The sequence below is a fragment of the Holophagales bacterium genome (genome assembly GCA_016699405.1).
GTDB lineage: Bacteria > Acidobacteriota > Thermoanaerobaculia > Multivoradales > JAGPDF01 > JAAYLR01.
In genome coordinates this window covers 5,090,860-5,107,445 of sequence record CP064972.1, presented here as the reverse complement: position 1 = coordinate 5,107,445, position 16,586 = coordinate 5,090,860, and the positions used below count along the sequence as shown (strand labels likewise).

The 16,586-nt window shown below is 70.8% G+C and carries 19 protein-coding genes; 11 read left to right on the top strand and 8 right to left on the bottom strand.

Annotated elements, in window-relative coordinates; genetic code table 11:
• Window positions 1-19: 19 nt before the first annotated feature.
• Window positions 20-1,129, top strand: a complete 1,110-nt coding sequence (locus tag IPJ17_21145) for an ABC transporter substrate-binding protein (GenBank protein ID QQR73939.1) — start codon at window positions 20-22, stop codon at window positions 1,127-1,129.
• Window positions 1,130-1,210: 81 nt separating this feature from the next.
• On the opposite strand, the gene IPJ17_21140 is transcribed toward IPJ17_21145, so the two are convergent.
• The 5 genes from IPJ17_21140 to IPJ17_21120 all read right to left on the bottom strand — a co-directional run bounded on the left by IPJ17_21140 (window position 1,211) and on the right by IPJ17_21120 (window position 4,992).
• Window positions 1,211-1,654 (bottom strand): hypothetical protein, encoded by a 444-nt coding sequence (locus IPJ17_21140; protein QQR73938.1) that lies wholly within the window; start codon window positions 1,652-1,654, stop codon window positions 1,211-1,213.
• Window positions 1,655-1,714: 60 nt separating this feature from the next.
• Window positions 1,715-2,737: an SMI1/KNR4 family protein gene (locus IPJ17_21135; GenBank protein ID QQR73937.1), complete on the bottom strand. Its 1,023-nt coding sequence runs from the start codon at window positions 2,735-2,737 to the stop codon at window positions 1,715-1,717.
• Window positions 2,738-2,749: 12 nt separating this feature from the next.
• Window positions 2,750-2,947, bottom strand: coding sequence for a hypothetical protein (locus tag IPJ17_21130; protein ID QQR73936.1), 198 nt, complete (start codon window positions 2,945-2,947; stop codon window positions 2,750-2,752).
• Between the two features lie 96 nt (window positions 2,948-3,043).
• Window positions 3,044-4,063, bottom strand: a complete 1,020-nt coding sequence (locus IPJ17_21125) for a DUF1311 domain-containing protein (protein ID QQR73935.1) — start codon at window positions 4,061-4,063, stop codon at window positions 3,044-3,046.
• Window positions 4,064-4,146: 83 nt separating this feature from the next.
• A complete protein-coding gene (locus tag IPJ17_21120; GenBank protein ID QQR73934.1) occupies window positions 4,147-4,992 on the bottom strand; it encodes a hypothetical protein in 846 nt (281 codons plus the stop codon).
• A 335-nt stretch (window positions 4,993-5,327) separates the two neighbouring features.
• On the opposite strand from IPJ17_21120, the gene asnB reads away from it, so the two are divergent.
• The 6 genes from asnB to IPJ17_21090 all read left to right on the top strand — a co-directional run bounded on the left by asnB (window position 5,328) and on the right by IPJ17_21090 (window position 11,086).
• The gene (gene asnB / locus IPJ17_21115) at window positions 5,328-6,992 is read left to right on the top strand and encodes an asparagine synthase B (protein ID QQR73933.1); all 1,665 of its coding nucleotides are present in this window, start codon (window positions 5,328-5,330) and stop codon (window positions 6,990-6,992) included.
• Between the two features lie 150 nt (window positions 6,993-7,142).
• Complete coding sequence (locus tag IPJ17_21110) at window positions 7,143-7,775, top strand: class I SAM-dependent methyltransferase (protein QQR73932.1); 633 nt, start codon at window positions 7,143-7,145, stop codon at window positions 7,773-7,775.
• Window positions 7,776-7,884: 109 nt separating this feature from the next.
• On the top strand, window positions 7,885-9,252 hold the full coding sequence (locus IPJ17_21105; protein ID QQR73931.1) for a DUF1446 domain-containing protein: 1,368 nt from the start codon (window positions 7,885-7,887) through the stop codon (window positions 9,250-9,252).
• An 18-nt stretch (window positions 9,253-9,270) separates the two neighbouring features.
• On the top strand, window positions 9,271-9,600 hold the full coding sequence (locus IPJ17_21100; protein ID QQR73930.1) for a hypothetical protein: 330 nt from the start codon (window positions 9,271-9,273) through the stop codon (window positions 9,598-9,600).
• Window positions 9,597-10,397 (top strand): enoyl-CoA hydratase/isomerase family protein, encoded by an 801-nt coding sequence (locus IPJ17_21095; protein QQR73929.1) that lies wholly within the window; start codon window positions 9,597-9,599, stop codon window positions 10,395-10,397. The genes IPJ17_21100 and IPJ17_21095 overlap by 4 nt, the downstream gene beginning before the upstream one ends.
• Complete coding sequence (locus IPJ17_21090; protein QQR73928.1) at window positions 10,394-11,086, top strand: HAD hydrolase-like protein; 693 nt, start codon at window positions 10,394-10,396, stop codon at window positions 11,084-11,086. The genes IPJ17_21095 and IPJ17_21090 overlap by 4 nt, the downstream gene beginning before the upstream one ends.
• Window positions 11,087-11,124: 38 nt before the next feature.
• Here the strand turns inward: IPJ17_21090 and IPJ17_21085 are convergent, their stop codons facing one another.
• Together IPJ17_21085 and IPJ17_21080 are read right to left on the bottom strand one after the other, a co-directional pair.
• The gene (locus IPJ17_21085; protein ID QQR73927.1) at window positions 11,125-11,520 is read right to left on the bottom strand and encodes a rhodanese-like domain-containing protein; all 396 of its coding nucleotides are present in this window, start codon (window positions 11,518-11,520) and stop codon (window positions 11,125-11,127) included.
• 260 nt (window positions 11,521-11,780) lie between these two features.
• Window positions 11,781-12,641 (bottom strand): alpha/beta fold hydrolase, encoded by an 861-nt coding sequence (locus IPJ17_21080; GenBank protein ID QQR73926.1) that lies wholly within the window; start codon window positions 12,639-12,641, stop codon window positions 11,781-11,783.
• Window positions 12,642-12,750: 109 nt separating this feature from the next.
• On the opposite strand from IPJ17_21080, the gene IPJ17_21075 reads away from it, so the two are divergent.
• Together IPJ17_21075 and IPJ17_21070 are read left to right on the top strand one after the other, a co-directional pair.
• Window positions 12,751-13,761 (top strand): folate-binding protein YgfZ, encoded by a 1,011-nt coding sequence (locus IPJ17_21075; protein ID QQR73925.1) that lies wholly within the window; start codon window positions 12,751-12,753, stop codon window positions 13,759-13,761.
• A gap of 45 nt (window positions 13,762-13,806) precedes the next feature.
• Complete coding sequence (locus IPJ17_21070; protein ID QQR73924.1) at window positions 13,807-15,000, top strand: diguanylate cyclase; 1,194 nt, start codon at window positions 13,807-13,809, stop codon at window positions 14,998-15,000.
• A 16-nt stretch (window positions 15,001-15,016) separates the two neighbouring features.
• Here the strand turns inward: IPJ17_21070 and IPJ17_21065 are convergent, their stop codons facing one another.
• On the bottom strand, window positions 15,017-15,397 hold the full coding sequence (locus IPJ17_21065) for an iron-sulfur cluster assembly accessory protein (GenBank protein ID QQR73923.1): 381 nt from the start codon (window positions 15,395-15,397) through the stop codon (window positions 15,017-15,019).
• A 122-nt stretch (window positions 15,398-15,519) separates the two neighbouring features.
• Between IPJ17_21065 and IPJ17_21060 the strand changes: the two genes are divergently transcribed.
• Window positions 15,520-16,269 carry an HAD family phosphatase gene (locus IPJ17_21060; protein ID QQR73922.1) on the top strand — a complete coding sequence of 250 codons (750 nt, stop codon included), beginning with the start codon at window positions 15,520-15,522 and terminating at the stop codon, window positions 16,267-16,269.
• 69 nt (window positions 16,270-16,338) lie between these two features.
• Window positions 16,339-16,560, top strand: a complete 222-nt coding sequence (locus IPJ17_21055; protein ID QQR73921.1) for a 4Fe-4S binding protein — start codon at window positions 16,339-16,341, stop codon at window positions 16,558-16,560.
• The last annotated feature ends 26 nt before the right edge of the window (window positions 16,561-16,586 follow it).

The following is a 16,586-nucleotide window of genomic DNA, read 5'->3' as shown; positions in this document are numbered from 1 at the left end:
CCGCCGCGGGAGCGAACTCATGAGAATGCGAATCCTCGGTTGCCTGGCGGTGGCCGCCCTGGCCCTGACGGGCTGCAGCAAGAACCTGGTCGGAGTGGTCGTTCCGGACACCGGCGACGCGTCGGCCTACGGAAACTCGATGCTGTCGGGCGCCCGCCTGGCGTTCGACACGGCGATCAAGGACGGCAATACGCCGAGCGGCTTCAAGGTCGTCTACATCGACTCCGGCTCCGACCCGAAGAAGGCGGCCGCCGAGGCCAAGCGGCTCTACGATGCCGGCGCGCTGATGGTCATCGGCGGCGCCACCTCGGCGGAGGCCAAGGCGATGATCCCGGTGGCCGAGGCCGCCAAGGGCGTGCTCCTCTCGCCGTCGGCGAGCGAGCCCGGCCTCGCTGCTTCGAGCAACCACTTCTTCCGCGTCTTCCCGTCCGACGAGTTCGAAGCGAAGCTCGCGGCGCGCTTCCTGGTGACCGACCGCAAGGCCGGCAAGATCCTCGTGCTCAAGGAGGACACCCTGTACACGCAGGGCCTGCTGCCGGTCTTCGACAAGGAGGTCGCGACGCTCGGCGGCAAGATCGTCGGCGAGCTCAAGATCGACACGGCCGACTTCGAGACGAAGCTCGGCGAGGCGATCACGCGTGATCAGCCGGATGCGCTCTTCATCGCCGGCTACTCCGAGGGCATCCTCGAGAGCCTGATCACGGTGCGCAACGTCGGCTACACCGGCGTCAAGTGCTCGACCTCGGCGATCGAAGCGCGTGTCACGGTCAGCCGCGGCGGCGACAACGTCGAGGGCGTCTACTTCCCGATGGTCAAGGTCGACCTCTCGTCGTCGCAGGAGCCGATCAAGAGCTTCGTCACCCGTTTCAAGGAGAACAACTTCGACCGCATGCCGGACCTCTACGCCGCGCATGGCTACGACGCCGCGCTGGTGGCGTTGCAGGTGCTGCGCGGGGACGCGGTGAAGAGCTCCGACGAGCTGATGCAGCGGCTGCTCTCGATGGCCCCGTTGCAGGGCGTGACCGGGCCGGTCTCCTTCGACGCCCACGGCGACAGCGCCCACCGGCCGCGGATGCACCAGATCGTCGGTGGCAAGGCGGTCGAGGTGCAGACGCCGGCCAACGGCTAGCGGATCGGACCCCGTCGACGAGCCGGGCCCCTTCCAGGTGCCCGGCTCGCCGCTCCGCCGCCCGTTCTCGCGCCGAAGACCTCAGCGAGCCCAGGAGACGAGCAGGTCGAGCGCGCCGATGATCACCTCGGCGAGCGGCCGGCCCTGCGCCTCGCCGAGCGGCAGGAAGCTCTCGAACCGCACTTCGAAGTTGTGGACCAGGGCGAACCGGACGGAAGGCTCCGGTTGCGGGCGGTAGCTGCAGAGCAGGGTCGCCGACACCGCGCGACGGCTCATCAGCTGCACGGCGAGCTTGATCTCGTGAGCGGACTTGACGTCGACCTGGGCCTGATGGCCCCGGCGCAGGAGCTCGGCCATCAGCTCGCGCAGCGCCGGCATCAGGTGGTCGCGCCGCACGTCCTCGAAGTGCTGCCGCGCCTCGGTATGCACGAGCTCTTTACGAAAGCGCCGGACGCGTTCGTTCTCCCGCTCGATCTCGACCTGGTCGAGCAGGCGCTTGAGCTCACGATGAAATCGAGTGTCCACGGCCACCACGCCCCCGGAGAGGCATTCTCTCCCGGGTCGTTCCCCTCCTCAAGCGCGGCGCTATGGCGACACGAAGTCGACCAGGAACTCGCCGTCCGGCCCGAAGTTGTAGTCGAGCAGCAGACGAGGCCGTGTCGCGTCCGTCGCGAGGATCAGCTCGCCCGTCGCTTCGCGAAGATCGACCTCGTGCTCGGCGACCAGCAGCCTCCCCGCCTGACGGGCGATCGCCTCCTCGAATGCCTGACAGGTCAGGCGGTCGGCGGCGAGCTCACCCATGGCGCGCGCGAGCCGGCCTTCGTGGAAGAAGACCGTGGCGTAGCTGTTGCCGCAGGTGCCGTTCGGTGGAGCGAGGAAGAGCTGGGCGCCCACGCCGTCACCCTCCTCGAAGAAGAGGATCACGCTGCGCTGCAGCCGGTCGTGCACGGCCGGAGTCAGCCATGCCGGGGTCCCGCTTTCGCCGTAGCTCCAGCGCTGCAGGATCGTCCGTTCGGCATTCTCCAGGTTCTCCGGCGACGGCACCGAGTGGTCGCCGAGGGCGACCGGCCCGACCGTTGCCAGCATCTCGCGGTACCCTGACGGCAGCGCGAAGCCGAGCCGTTTCTCGGCGGCCTCGAGCGCGGACTTCGGTACCGGTTTGCCGAGCGCGAGGCGCGGGATGCCGCCATAGGCGGCGGCGAGCGCTCGCTCGGCTTCGACGGCGCGCCGCCAGCGTTCGGCGACAGGGAGCTGGCGGTCGAGCAGCGGCCGCGTGATCGAGGCGCCGTCGCGCAGGCGGAACGTGCGCTCGCCCGACACGCTGCGGACGGAGATCTTGTCGGTCTTCGGATTCCAGTTGCGGGCGGTGTAGCGACCGCGCACGGTCAGCGACGTGGCGCCTTGCGGCAGATCGAACGAGCAGGTGGCGGGCAACGAGTTGACGTCCTGGGGCGCCCGCCCGGAACAGCGGCCGACCTCGCGGTCGCCGACCAGAAAGGTGAAGTGGTTCTCGGCCTCCGGCATCCAGTAGATGTCGATCTCGATCCCGCTCGCGAGGGCCGGCAGGGCCAGTGCGAGGGTGACGGCCAGCTTCGACGGCAGCTTCATCGTCTCTCCTCCTCAGCAGCCACAACGCTGCGCCGGCGCGGATGCGAACAGGGTGCGGTGGGCCAGCAGCTCTTCGAAGCTCCGGCAGGCAAGCTGGTCGGCGCCGAGACGGTCCATCGCTTCGGCGAGGTCGTCCTCGTGAAAGAAGAGCGTCGCGAATCGTTCGCCACAGGAGCGGTTCGGCGGAGCGAGGAAGAGCTGGGCGCTCATGCCGTCGCCGATCTCGAGCCAGAGCAGGACGGTGCGCTTCAGGCGGTCGAGCGCCGTCGTCGGGGCGGGAGACCGAAGGTCGCCGGCGAGGCCGGCTCAGGGCTTGGGCATTCCGGCGAGGAGATCGGTGGCCCGCGTGCCGGTGAGCGTCGTCGCGAGCTCCCGCTCGAGGTCGTCGGGTGGCGCAGCGCCCTGCCAGCGGTGGCGGTAGAGCACCTGCCAGCGGTCGCGCAGGGCGATCCAGGCGCGCTGCGCCTCGCGCAACTGCGGCCGGCCGGCCTCGGGCTCGCTTGCCGGGTCGATTGCTGCCATCACCTTCTTGTAGGCCTCGTTGAGCGCGCGATCGACGCGAGCGAGATCGGCAGCCGAAGCCGGGGCGACGCGGTGCGCGAGCGAGCGCTCGAGCGCGGTGAGGAGCTTGGTGAAGACCTCCTGCTGGGCGCCGAGTGCCTCCCCCGAGTAGATCGAACCGCCCCAGGAGTCGCTGGCCGCCCAGGCCCCTTCCTCCTCACTGAACGCCTGAGCCGCCGTACGCCAAGCGGTGAGCGCCGTGCGCGCCTCTCCTTCGAGCGACGCCGAGAGCGTCGTCAGCCGCTCTTCCCAGCCGGCCGCGGCCTGGTCGTAGTCGAGCTTGGCGCAGAAGAGCATGCCGGTGCCGCTGGTCACCGCGGCGCAGTAGTCGAGGTCGGCCGGCGGCTTCGTCGTGCGCATCGCGGCGAGCTGTTCGAGCATCCCGGCGAGCTCGAAGGGCGCCATTTCGTCTCCGGCGCGGCAGAGGAACCAAGTGGCCGTGTCGAAGTCGCGCGGGACGCCCCAGCCGTTGGCGAAGAGGATGGCCAGCTCGCGGTTGCAGTCGCCGGTGGCGAGACAGCACCGGCGCGCGCCGTCGACCTCCCGGCGGTCCTCGACGGCGTAGAGAAGGGCCTGACAGTCGCTGGCGCTCTTGCCGGCGAACCGGGTGCGGTCGGCCGCGGTGGCGGTCGCCAGCGCTCCCGGGCGGAAGCCGGCGAGCGCCGTGCACGCGACCGGGTCGGTGTCGTCTGCAGCCTCGAGGGCGGTGGCGGCGGGGCTCGCCAGCACGGTGGCGGAGAGAAGAAGAACGGAGCGGACTCGCATCGGTGGCGGAAGTCTAACCGGATCGCCGCGGCACGCTCGCTGTCGCGCCGATCCGGTCGGACGATCGCGCCGTGCGGGCAAGCTCAGTTCGTCAGCCGGACGACGAAGTTGTCGAGGACGCCCACGCCTTCGAACCCCACGTAGCGCGGGTCGGCGATGGTGAGCGGGAAGGGGCCGATGAACTGACCGTTGCCCGTGGCGCTGACGGTGTGGGCGATCGGGTCGTAGGCGAGCACCAGGGGATTGAACCCGGCGCCGACGATCGTCCCCTCGCCGAGCACGGGGCCGGCGAGGCCGTTGGTGCGCAGCTGGAAGGGGTAGTCGAAGCTGGTGGCGTCGACGGGCGGATAGACGACGAGCCAGACGCTTGCCGACGTCTCGAGGTTGCTCGCCAGCAGGTTCGAGCTCGTCAGGCCGACTGCCAGGTAGCCGCCCGGGATCGAGGCAGGATAGCCGTCGATCGAAACCTCGTACGGAGCGGCCGGAGCGCGAAACGGCACGAGAGCGGTCGGGTGGGACGTCGTCGGCCACTCGGAGACGACGCAGCCGTTGCCGTAGGCGACCTGCAGCGCCGACGGCATCTCGTTCGGATCGTCGGAGCAGGCGGCGAAGCGCCAGGCCTGGGCGCCGTCCGGCGTCAGCCACGAGACGCTCTTCGAGCCCAGGTACTCGAGCCAGAAGCTGTTGATGTTCTGGTGGGCGAAGACCGACCGGGCCTCGCCCTTGCCGCCGGCCGGACGAAGCAGGGAGGCGAAGCCGAACGATTCGCGCAGGAGCACGCCGGGTGCCGGCGGGGTCGTCGGGAGAATGCCGCCGACGGGGGGCGTCGTCGTTCCGCCTCCCTTGGCGGCAACGGGGCCGGACGTGCCGAGGGCGAGAGCGAGCGCGGCGAGGCCGAGGACGGGAAGGCGCAGGCGGTACAGGGTCATGTTCTCTCCAGGGAAGGGTCGCATACGCCGGTGGAGACAGTGCCGGCGGCCGGAGTGGAACAGTCGACCCCTGCGGACCGCAGAGTTGCATCTGCGGTCGATCGGTGTAGACTCCCCGGCCCATGAGGCAGAGCACGACGAGCGGTTGGATTTCGGCGAGCCTTTCCGGCTCCGCGTCGTCAGGTTCTTGCGTCAATTCGAACAACGTCAATATCAACGGCCCCGCCCGGTGCGGACCGTGAGCTGAGCGCCTCGCAGCAGGAGCGCCACCCGACGGCCCGCACACCAGTGCGGGCCGTTTCGTTTTTCAGGCAGCAGCGAGAGGAGAGAAGACGATGTGCTCGATCCTGGGACTCTTCGACGTGGTCACCGATCCAGCCGCGGCACGGCGCTTGGCGCTGTCGCTCTCGGCGCGGCAGCGGCACCGCGGGCCCGACTGGAGCGGCGTGTGGGCCGACGACCGTGCCGTGCTTGCCCACGAGCGGTTGGCGATCGTCGACCCGGAGAGCGGTGCGCAGCCGTTGCTCTCCGCCGACGGCCTGCTCGCGCTCGCCGTCAACGGGGAGATCTACAACCACCGTGAGCTGCGCGCCGGTCTCACCCTGCCGTACGACTTCCAGACGGCGAGCGACTGCGAGGTCATCAACGCCCTCTGGCGCCAGGAGGGACCGGAGCTGCTCGCCCGGCTGAACGGCATCTTCGCCTTCGCCCTCTGGGACCGTGCGGCGCAGCGCGCCTTCGTGGCGCGCGATCCGCTCGGCGTCTGCCCGCTCTACTGGGGGCGCGACGAGCACGGACAGCTGCTCGTCGCCTCGGAGATGAAGGCGCTCGTCGGTGTCTGCAAGAGCCTCGAGGAGTTCCCCGCCGGCTCCTACTACGACAGCGCGACGGGCGAAACAGTGCGCTACTACCGGCCGGCGTGGCGGGATCGCGCGACGACCGTCGGCGTGGAAGCGGATCTCGGCACCCTGCGCGCCGCCCTCGAGGCCGCCGTGCACCGCCAGTTGATGACCGACGTGCCCTACGGCGTGCTGCTTTCGGGCGGGCTCGACTCGTCGCTGGTCGCCGCCTGTGCGGCCCGCTACGCGGCGCGGCGCGTCGAGGACGGTGACGCCAGCGAGGCCTGGTGGCCGCGGCTCCACTCGTTCGCCATCGGACTGCCGGGATCTCCCGATCTCGCCGCCGCTCGCGTCGCCGCCACCGCCCTCGGCACGGTTCATCACGAGCTGCGCTACACCGTGCAGGAGGGGCTCGACGCGCTTGCGGACGTCGTGCGCCACGTCGAGACCTACGACGTCACCTCGATCCGCGCCTCGACGCCGATGTACCTCATGGCGCGCAAGATCCGCTCGATGGGCGTGAAGATGGTGCTCTCCGGCGAAGGCTCCGACGAGATCTTCGGCGGCTACCTCTACTTCCACAAGGCACCGTCGCCCGAGGCGTTCCACGAAGAGACGGTGCGCAAGCTCGATCTGCTGCACGGCTACGACCTGCGCCGCGCCAACAAGTCGATGGCGGCCTGGGGCGTCGAAGCGCGCGTGCCGTTCCTCGATCGCGAGTTCCTCGACGTGGCGATGGGATTCGACGCCACCCACAAGATGGCCCGCGAGGGGAGGATGGAGAAGCACGTCCTGCGCGCCGCCTTCGACGGGGCGCTGCCGGCGGAGATCCTCTGGCGGCAGAAGGAGCAGTTCTCCGACGGCGTCGGCTATTCGTGGATCGACTCGCTCAAGGCGCACGCCGAGCACGAGGTCTCCGACGCCGACCTCGCCCGGGCCCGCTGGCGCTTTCCCTGGAATTCGCCGACCACGAAGGAGGGCTATCTTTACCGCCGCCTCTTCGACGAGCTCTTTCCGGGCGAAGACGCCGCCCGCACCGTTCCGGGCGGCCCGAGCATCGCCTGCTCCACCCCGGCGGCCATCGAATGGGACGCCGCCTTCGCCGCTCGCGCCGACCCCTCGGGCCGCGCGGTGGCGGGGGTGCACCAGGCGGCGGTGTGAGGCGCCCACGAGCCCTGGAGAGGCCGCGAGAATGCCCTCTTGGAGCGTTCGGCGCGCCCCTTCCAGGTGGACCATCGCAACAGCGGCGACGCGTGGGCGCTCGGTGGTGCGGCATCGTCCGAGGGCGGCCGGAGTGCTAGCGTCTAGGTCATGGTTCAACGGCCGTGGCAGAGGTGGGACGACCCCGGAGTGGTGGAAGCGATCGACGACTATTGGGCTCGTTCGGTTTCGGAGTCGACCCACCGGCAGCGGGTCGCTGAGCTCTCCCGCTCGTTTCTGCCGGTATCCGGAGGTTCGCTGCTCGAGGTCGGTTGCGGCAGCGGCCGGATCCGCGAGCACCTGATCGCGACCGGACTGTCGTCCGCGAGCTACGTGGGCGTCGACCTGGCTGTTCGCATGCTCGCCCTGGCCCGTCGGCGATCACCGGAGGCCCGGCTAGCACGCGCCGACGGGTTCGCTCTTCCGTTCCGTGACGGGCAGTTCGATCTCGTCGTCGCTTTCGAGGTGGTCGGGCACCTCCCCGAGTTTGCTCCGCTCGTCCGCGAGATGCTCCGAGTCTCGCGCGGGAGGGTCCTGTGGACGGTCTGGACGGCGAGCGGGGACGAGGTGCTTTGCGGACACGAGCGGGTGCTCGATGCCGAGTTCCTCTTTCGCAAGTACCCGCACACGGCGGTGCTGGCCGAAATCGAGCGAGCGGTGCCGGGGATGGCGCGGTCGGCCGAGCCGATCGACCTCGCTCCGAACTGCCGGGCCTATCTGCTCCGGGTTCCGCCGAGCCGCTGAGCCGAAGGCTTGGTGATTCTCGCCGATCGTGGAGGGCGAGTGAGGAGGTCACCGGCGGCGTGAGCATCCGGAGAGGGGGAGGCCCTGCGGAATGCTAGGCTCGCGAGCCATGCGCACCGTGCGGATCGCCAACGGGCAGGGGTTCTGGGGGGACAGCGTCGACGCGCCGCTGTTGCTTCTCGAAGGGGGGCCGATCGACTACCTCGGCATGGACTACCTCGCCGAGGTGACGCTGTCGATCATGATGCGGCAGAAGTTGAAGAACCCCCAGGCGGGGTATGCAACCGACTTCATCGATTTCGTCCGCCGCGCCCTGCCGATGCTCGTCGAGAAGGGTGTGCGAGTCGTGACGAACGCCGGCGGTCTCAACCCGCGTGCCTGCCGGGAGAAGGTCTTCGAGGTGGCGCGGAGCCTCGGCATCTCGGGGCTCCGGGTGGGTACCGTCGAGGGAGACGACCTGCTGGCGCGCCTGCCGTCGCTGCTCGCCTCGGGGCACGCGATGAAGAACATGGACTCCGGCGCCCCGCTCGCCGAGGTGGTCGACCGCGTCACCTCGGCCAACGCCTATCTCGGCGCGCGCCCGGTCGCCGAGGCGCTCGCCGGCGGCGCGCAGATCGTCCTCTGCGGGCGGATCACCGACACGGCACTCGCCTTGGGGCCGCTGATCCACGAGTTCGGCTGGGCCGAAGACGACTGGGACCGTCTGGCGGCCGGCACCATTTGCGGGCACATCCTCGAATGTGGCGCGCAGTCGACGGGCGGCAATTTCACCCGCTTCTGGGAGGTCCCGGACCTCTGGAACGTCGGCTACCCGATCGCCGAGGTGGCCGAGGACGGCAGCTTCGTCGTCACCAAGCACCCGGGGACCGGCGGCCTGGTCACGGTCGACACCGTCTCCGAGCAGCTGCTCTACGAGATGGGCGACCCGGCAAGCTACATCACGCCGGACGTGGTGGCCGACTTCTCGACCATCCGGCTCGCGCAGCAGGGACACGACCGCGTCGCCGTCTCGGGGATCGAGGGGCGGCCGCGCACGCCGTTCCTCAAGGTCTCGGCCTCCTACCTCGACGGCTACAAGGCGACGAGCCAGCTCACGGTGAGCGGTCCGCGCGCGGTGGAGAAGGCGCAACTCGCCGCCGAGATCGTCTGGAAGCGGCTCGAGCGCGCCGGAGTGACCTTCGCCGAGCCCGATCGGAAGGTCGAGCTGCTCGGCGTCTCGGCCTGTCTGCCGGGGATCCTCCCCGCGCCGTCCGATCCGCCCGAAGTGGTGCTGCGCCTCGCCGTCGCCGACCGCGAGCGCGGGAAGGTCGAGCGCTTCGGCAAGGAGATTGCCCCGCTGGTCACCGCCGGTCCGCCGGGCGTGACCGGCTTCGCCGGCGGCCGGCCGAAGCCGCAGGAGGTGGTCGCCTACTGGCCGGCGCTGCTCGCCCGCGACGAGGTCGAGCGGCACCTCGTCGTGTCGGTCGAGGCGATCTGACGACAGGAGATGCCGACCATGCGTGTCCCGCTCTCGCGAATCGCCCACGCCCGCTCGGGTGACAAGGGCGACGGCAGCAACGTCGGCCTGATCGCCGCCACGCCCGCACTCTACGAAGTGATTCGGCGCGAAGTGACCGCCGACCGCGTGAAGGCGCACTTCGCCGAGGTCTGTCACGGAGCGGTCGAGCGGTTCGAGGTGCCGAACCTTCTGGCGCTCAACTTCATCCTGCACGACTCGCTCGGCGGCGGCGGCACGGCGAGCCTCGCCACCGACGCCCAGGGCAAGACGCACGGCCAGGGGCTCCTGCAGATGACGATCGACGTGCCGGAGGAGCAGCTCGAGTGAGCGCGCCGCTGCGCGAGGAGCGCGATGGCGATCTGCTCTGGGTGACGCTTGCCGACCCGAAGCGCGCCAATGCCCTGTCCCCGGCCCTGGCCGAAGCCCTGACGGAGGTCTACTCGCGGCCACTGCGCGAGCAGGGAGTTCGCGCCGTCGTGCTGCGCGGCGAGGGCCGACACTTTTCGGCGGGGGCGGACCTCGAGCACCTCGCCCGGCTCGCTGACGCCGGCGAGGCGGAGAACCGCGCCGATTCGCGGCGGCTGATGCGACTCTTCCAGTCGGTGCTGCGCCAGGAGGCGCTGACCGTGGCGCTGGTGCAGGGTTCGTGCGTGGCCGGGGGCTGCGGCCTCGCCACGGCCCACGATTTCGTGATCGCTGCCGCCGACGCACGGTTCATGTACAGCGAGGTGCGGATCGGCTTCGTCGCGGCGTTGGTCGCGACCTTCCTGCCGCTGCGGGTGAAGGGCTCGGACCTCCGCGAGCTGCTGCTCGACCCCGAGTTCGTCGACGCCGGACGAGCCCGGGAAATCGGCCTGGTGAATCGGGTGGTTCCCGCCGACGAGCTCGAGAGCGCCGGCCGTGAGCTCGCCGGCGGAATCCTGACCCGGGCCTCCTCCGAGTCGATCGCGCGCACCAAGCGATTGCTCCTCGATGTCGTCGGCTTGCGCGTCGAGGACGCCCTCGCCCACGCCGCCGAAGTCAACGCCACGGCGCGGGCCACCGACGACTGCCGGCGCGGCATCGCCACCTTCCTCGCCGAGAAGCGCACTCCCGACTGGCGGCAGGTTCGAGGCGGTTCGTGAAGCTCGTCCTCTTCGACATCGACGGGACGCTGGTCGACTGCGGTGGGCAGAGCAAGCCGCTCTTCGCCTCGGCGATGCGTGCCGTCTTCGGCACGGCCGGGGCGGTCGAGAGCTACGATTTCTCGGGGCGCACCGATCCGCGGATCGTCTTCGATCTGGCGACGGGTGCGGGCATTCCACCGGAGGTCGCGCTCGCCGGGCTGCCGCACGTGCGCGATCTCTACCTCGAAGGTCTCGACGACGCGCTACGGCCGGAGCGGATGCGTCTCCTGCCCGGTGTCGTGCCGTTGCTCGAACGGCTCGCGGCGCGCGACGAGATCGCGCTCGGTCTGCTCACCGGCAACTGGGAGCGTGGGGCGCGAATCAAGCTCGCCAAGTACGAGCTGAACCGGTTCTTTCCCTTCGGTGCGTTCGGCGACGACCAGATCGACCGGCGCGACCTGCCGCCGGTGGCGCTGTGGCGCGCCGCGGCCGGGCGAGCGCACGGCTACCGGCCGGAGGAGGCGCTGATCGTCGGCGATGCGGTGCTCGACGTCGTCTGCGCCCGCGCCCACGGTCTGCCGGTTCTCGCCGTGTCGACCGGGCGGACGCCTGCCGCGGCGCTCGTCGAGGCGGGCGCCGACTGGGTCGTCGCGTCGCTCGCCGAGGCCGAGACGATCGCGGCGCTCCCCTTCGCGCCGGCCGCCTGAGCGGCGGCCGATCGACTCGTTCGAATCGCTGCGGGGCCTCAGGCGACCGGGCGGCCCGATTCGACGGGCAGCCGCAGGCCGTTCCAGTCCGCCATGCCGCCGGTCAGCTCGACGACACGCCGCACGCCGTGAGCGCGCAGGGCGAGCGCCGCCCGCCGGCGATCGAGATCCTCCGAGCCGTGGCCGACGACGAAGACCTCGGTCGCCGTGTCGATGCCACCGGGCAACCGGTCGGCGATCGCCGCCGGCGAGGCCGACAGCGCTCCGGGGACATGTCCGCGCGCGAACTCCGCTGCCGCCCGCACGTCGACGACAGCGAACGGTGGGTGGACCTTGGTGATCCGGCGGGCGAGCTCGGCGGCGTGGGTCTGGAAGAGCTGAACCCCGAAGTGGGTGTCGACCGGGGGGATGGCGGGTTCGGAGTGAATCTGCACGGTGACCTCCTGCGTGTCCCGGCTATGGTAACCCGGCGCGGTCCCGGAAGCGGCGACGACTCCCCGGCGCCAGCGCCTTCCTTCCGCTCGCAGCGGTCTCGATCCCGCCTCGCGCTGGCGATGAGTGCCTGTCCCCATCCTCCGTCGTCACCCCAAGCGAAAGCGAGGGATCTGGGGGTCGGGCGGCGCGAGGTCCCCGGGGCTTCTACGCGTCGCTCCCGTCCCGGTCCTTTTCGTCGGTAGCGACGGTGGATCGTGACCTACGGCGCGAGGTGTCGGCGCAGGAAGCGCTGCGTGAGGTTCATCGCCGCGACGAGGTGAGGCGTCGGACCGGCGAACGGGTGACGCGCGCCGAACGTGTGGCTGCCCTCGGCGATCGGATGGAGCTCGAGCGGCGCGCTCTCGGGTGAGACGGTGCGCGCGAGCGCCTGGCCTTCGGCGAAGCGGACCGACTCGTCGGCGGTCCCGTGGAGCAGGAGCCAGGGCGCCCGGCGGCGAAGCGCCGCCGCGTGGAGGTCAAGCTCGGGGGCGTGACCTTCGACGTCGTCGAGCAGCCCGAGGCCGAGGGCGAGTCGCTGCCCGGTTCGGGCGTTGGTGACCGGGAGCTCACCCTCGCTCCGCCAGCGCTCCTTTTCGACGGCCGTCCAACGATCGCAGTGGCCGATGGCGTTCCAGGTGACCAGGGCGCGGAGCGGTTCCCGCCAAGGGGTTGCCGCAGCGGTCAGCAACGCGATCGCACCGCCGCGGCTGTGGCCGAGGAGCGCCAGCCGGTCGAGGTCGAGGGCGCCGGGTGCGACCTCGCCGAGTCGGTCGAGGAGCAGGCGGAGCTCGGCGACCTCGGCGCGATAGCTGTCCTCCCGGAAATCCTCGGGACGGGTGACGCGGTCGTCGTCGAGCCCCATGCCCGAGCCGGTGAAGTTGAAACGCACGGCGGCGAAGCCGCGCGCGGCGAGCAACTCGGCGAGCGGCGGGAAGAAGCCCCAGCGGGCGAAGCCCTTGAAGCCGTGGCAGAGGACGACGACCGGCGACGGGCCCCCACCACGTGCGCGGGCCGGCAGGTCGAGCAGGCCGACCAGGGTGCGGCCGCCGGGAAGCTCGAGCGCGAAACGACGTTCGTCCATCGCCACGATCCTAGCCCGCCTCGCTCGCCCCGCCCTTCTGCGGCGCCGCCTCGCGACGAAACGCGGTGAGGAATCGGGCAGGGCCCGTTCGGTTGCTAGACTGCCCGGCATGAACCTGCCGTCCGACCGTCGACCCGACCACGAGTCCGCCGACGACGCGCTGCGAAGCGGTGCGGCGATCGGCGAGCGCGACGCCCGGGCCCTGCTCGAGGTCACGGGAGCCGACCGAGCTCGCTTTCTTCATGGCTACCTGACGTGCGACGTCCAAGGCCTCGCGGCCGGTCGCGTCGCGTACGGCTTCTTCACCTCGCGCGAAGGGCGGGTGCTCGCCGACGCGTGGGTCGGTGCGCTCGGTGACGCCCTGGTGGTGTCGCTGCCCGCCGAGCGGGCGTCGGCGATCGAGCAGCACCTCGCCCGTTTCATCCTGGCCGATCGCGTGACGCTGCGCCTGCGCGCCGACCTGTCGTCGCTTCACGCCGCGGGACCGGAGGCGGGTCGGCGGCTCGCCGAGTCGGGCCTGCCGGCACCGGAGGCGGCGGGGCTCGAGACGCTGACGCGCGCCGAGGCGAGCTGGATCGTCCTGCGGCGCGATCTCGGTTCGATTTCCGGCTTCGAGCTCTGGCTACCGGTCGAGGAGCGCGATCGTGTCATCGCAGCGCTCGCGGCCGCGGGAGCTCGATCCGTCGCCACCGAGTGCTTCGAGGTCGCGCGTGTCGAGGAGGGTGTGCCGCGCTTCGGCGTCGACTTCGACGACCGGAGCTTCCCGCAGGAGACCGGCCTCGAAGCGGCGGCGGTGAGCTACACGAAGGGCTGCTACCTCGGTCAGGAGGTGGTGGCGCGGATCCACTACCGCGGCGGGGTGCAGCGCGAGCTTCGCGCTCTGCGCTTCCTCGACGCTCTGCCGGCGGTCGGCATCGCGATTCTCCACGAGGGGCGCGAGGCCGGGGAGGTGACGTCGGCGGTTCACTCGCCGGCGCGTGGGGCCATCGGACTGGCGATGCTCCACCGGCGTGTCGGCACTCCCGAAGCTCCCCTCGCGCTGGCCGACGGCGGACGCGCGGCGCTCCTCGGAACCTCCTCGGACGCCGGGTCGGCGCCCGGTGGTCCGCCGCGGAGCTGACGGCGGCCGGGTCGATCTCCTGGCGAACGCCGTGTCGTGACCTCCATGGCGGACCTTTCCGAGCTCTTCGACGCCTTCGCGGCCGGTGTCTACCTGCTGTTCGGGTTGGTCCACGCCGATCTCTGGCAGCGTCGTCGCGAGCGACTCGGGCATCTCTGGCTGGCGGGTGCCTGCGGCGGCGCGTTGATGGTGGACCTGACCGGCATGGCGCTGCGACGGGCCCCGCCGTCACCGCCGTCGCTCCTCTCGGCGCTCAACCTGCTCGGTGTCGGCCTGGCAACCCTCTGCCTCGTCGAGCTCGCCGTGAGCCTCGGGTCGCGGCGGGCGGGACGAGCGATTCGTGCCCTGCAGGCCGGAATGGTCGTCCTGAGTCCCGCGGCCGGCGCGACGCTCGAGCCGTTCCTCCTCGTCCCGTCCCTGCTCGGTTGCGGCGTGCTGGTGGTCTTCGCCATGGCGCGGGCCTTCGCCGCCGCACGCGACGGGCGGCGCGGTGCGAGCACGGTGGCGCGCGGCTTTGTCTTTCTTTCGCTCTGCCTGCTCGCCGATCTGGCGATGCAGCTCGGCTGGCTGCCGCTGCGCGGCGGGCTGCCGGCGATCGGTTTCATCGTGCTCTTCCTCGCCTCGGCCAAGGCCCTGGCCGATCGGCAGGATCACGAGCATCGCGAGCTCGTCGCGTTGCGCGGCGAGCTCGAACGCCGGGTGGAGGAGCGCACCCTGGCGCTGCAGGAAGCCAATGCCCGCCTGGCGGTGGCCTCCCGCACCGATGCATTGACCGGCCTGCCGAACCGCCGCGGCTTCGTCGAGGCGAGCGAGGCGGAGCTCGAGCGATTCCGCCGTTCGGGGCGCCCGTTCACCATCGTGCTCGCCGACGTCGACCACTTCAAGGCGGTCAACGACCGGTTCGGTCACGCGACGGGCGACGAGGCCCTGCGGGCGGTGGCGTCGGCGATCCGCGCCAATCTGCGGGCGCAGGACGTGGTGGCGCGCTGGGGGGGCGAGGAGTTCATCCTCCTCCTGCCGGAGACGGCCGAGGCGGGGGGCGTGCGTGCTGCCGAGTTCGTCCGCGAGCAGGTCGCGGCGAGCCGGATCGCACTCGCCGACGAGTCGCTCCAGATGAAGCTCTCGCTCGGCGTCTCGGAGCATCGCGCCGAGCGAACCCTCGACGCGACACTCGCGGCGGCCGACCGGGCGCTCTATCGGGCCAAGGAGAGCGGTCGCAACCGGGTGCTCGCCGGCTGAGCCGGCGAACCGGCGCTCAGACGGTGAACGACGAGCCGCAGCCGCAGGTGCCGGTGGCGCGCGGGTTGTTGAACTTGAACCCCGCCCCCTGCATGCCGAGCACGTAGTCGATCGTCACCCCTTCGAGGTAGCGGGCGGAGACCGGGTCGATGAACACCGTGAGCCCCTCGTACTTCTGCAGCAGGTCGGTCTCGCGCGGCTCGTTCTCGAAGTCGAGCGCGTACTGGAATCCGCTGCAGCCGCCTCCCATGACGGCGACGCGGAGGCCGAAGCCCTCGTCGATCCCCTCCTGCTGGCGGGTGATCTTGACCATCTCGAGCGCCTTCGGGGTCAGGGTGAGAACCGGCTCGTCCGCGACAGCGGGAGCGGCGGGGGAGGTCGGCTGGACGTCGGGCATGGGGCTCTCCTTCGGGGATCAGAACCGGGCGAGCCGCCGGTTTCTTCCCTGGGGGCGGGACGATAGCCGCCGGCGTCCCCGCGGTCAACCGGGTCCGGCGCTCGGCTAGGATCGGCGACACGATGCGCGGGATCCTCTTCGACTTCAACGGCGTCCTGGTCGACGACGAGCCGCTCCACTGCCGTTTCCTGCGGGAGACGCTGGCCGAGGAGGGGATCGAGCTCACCGAGCACGACTACTACGAGACCTACCTGGGATTCGACGATCGCGGTTGCTTTTCGACGGCACTCGCCGGTGCGGGCCGAGCGGTCACCCCGCAGGCGATCCACCACCTGACCGAAGAGAAGGCGTCCCGCTACGCGGCGCATGTCGAGCGCCACGGTCTGCCGTTCTTCGCTGGCGCGCTCGATCTGCTCGACGGGGCGGTGGCCTCCGGACTTGCGGTGGGTGTCGTCAGCGGGGCGCTGCGGCGCGAGATCGAGCTCGCACTCCGACACGTCGGACGCCTCGGCCTGCTGCGCTGCCTCGTCGCGGCGGAGGATGTCGCCGAGGGCAAGCCGAATCCGGAGGGCTACCGGCAGGGTTTCGATCGCCTGGCGGCGACGCTGCCGGCCCGAGCCGTTCCCCTGGCGCCGCACGAGGTGGTGGCGATCGAGGACAGTCCGGCAGGCCTCGCCTCGGCGCGCGGCGCCGGCCTGCGAACGCTCGGCGTCGCCCACACCTATCGCTCGAGCGAACTTTCGCTGGCGGAGGCGAGGGTCGAATCCCTGGTGGGGGTGAGCCCTGCGTGGCTGGAGGCGCATTTCGCTGCCCCATCGGGTGGCCCGACGGCCAGCCCTCCGGGCGGCGCAGGTCCGTTGCCGCGTCGCTAGACTGCCGCCGAATCGGAAGTCGCCGCGGGCGCGCGAATGCGTCCGTCCAGACTCCAGGGAGACGACACCATGCTCTTCGACGCCAACTCGGTGCCTGCCGACAAGCAGTGCCCGCGGATCGACTACGACACCTGCATCAACGACAACGCCTGTGTCGAAGCGTGCCCGGAAAAGATCATCGTCACCAACGACGACGGTCAGCTCGAGCTCGACTCCTACGACAAGTGCCCGACGGGTTGCCGCGAGTGCATCAATATCTGCCCGGTCGAGGCGTTGACCTGGCCCAGCTGAGGTCGCGCGACCGGTTCGTTCCGGAT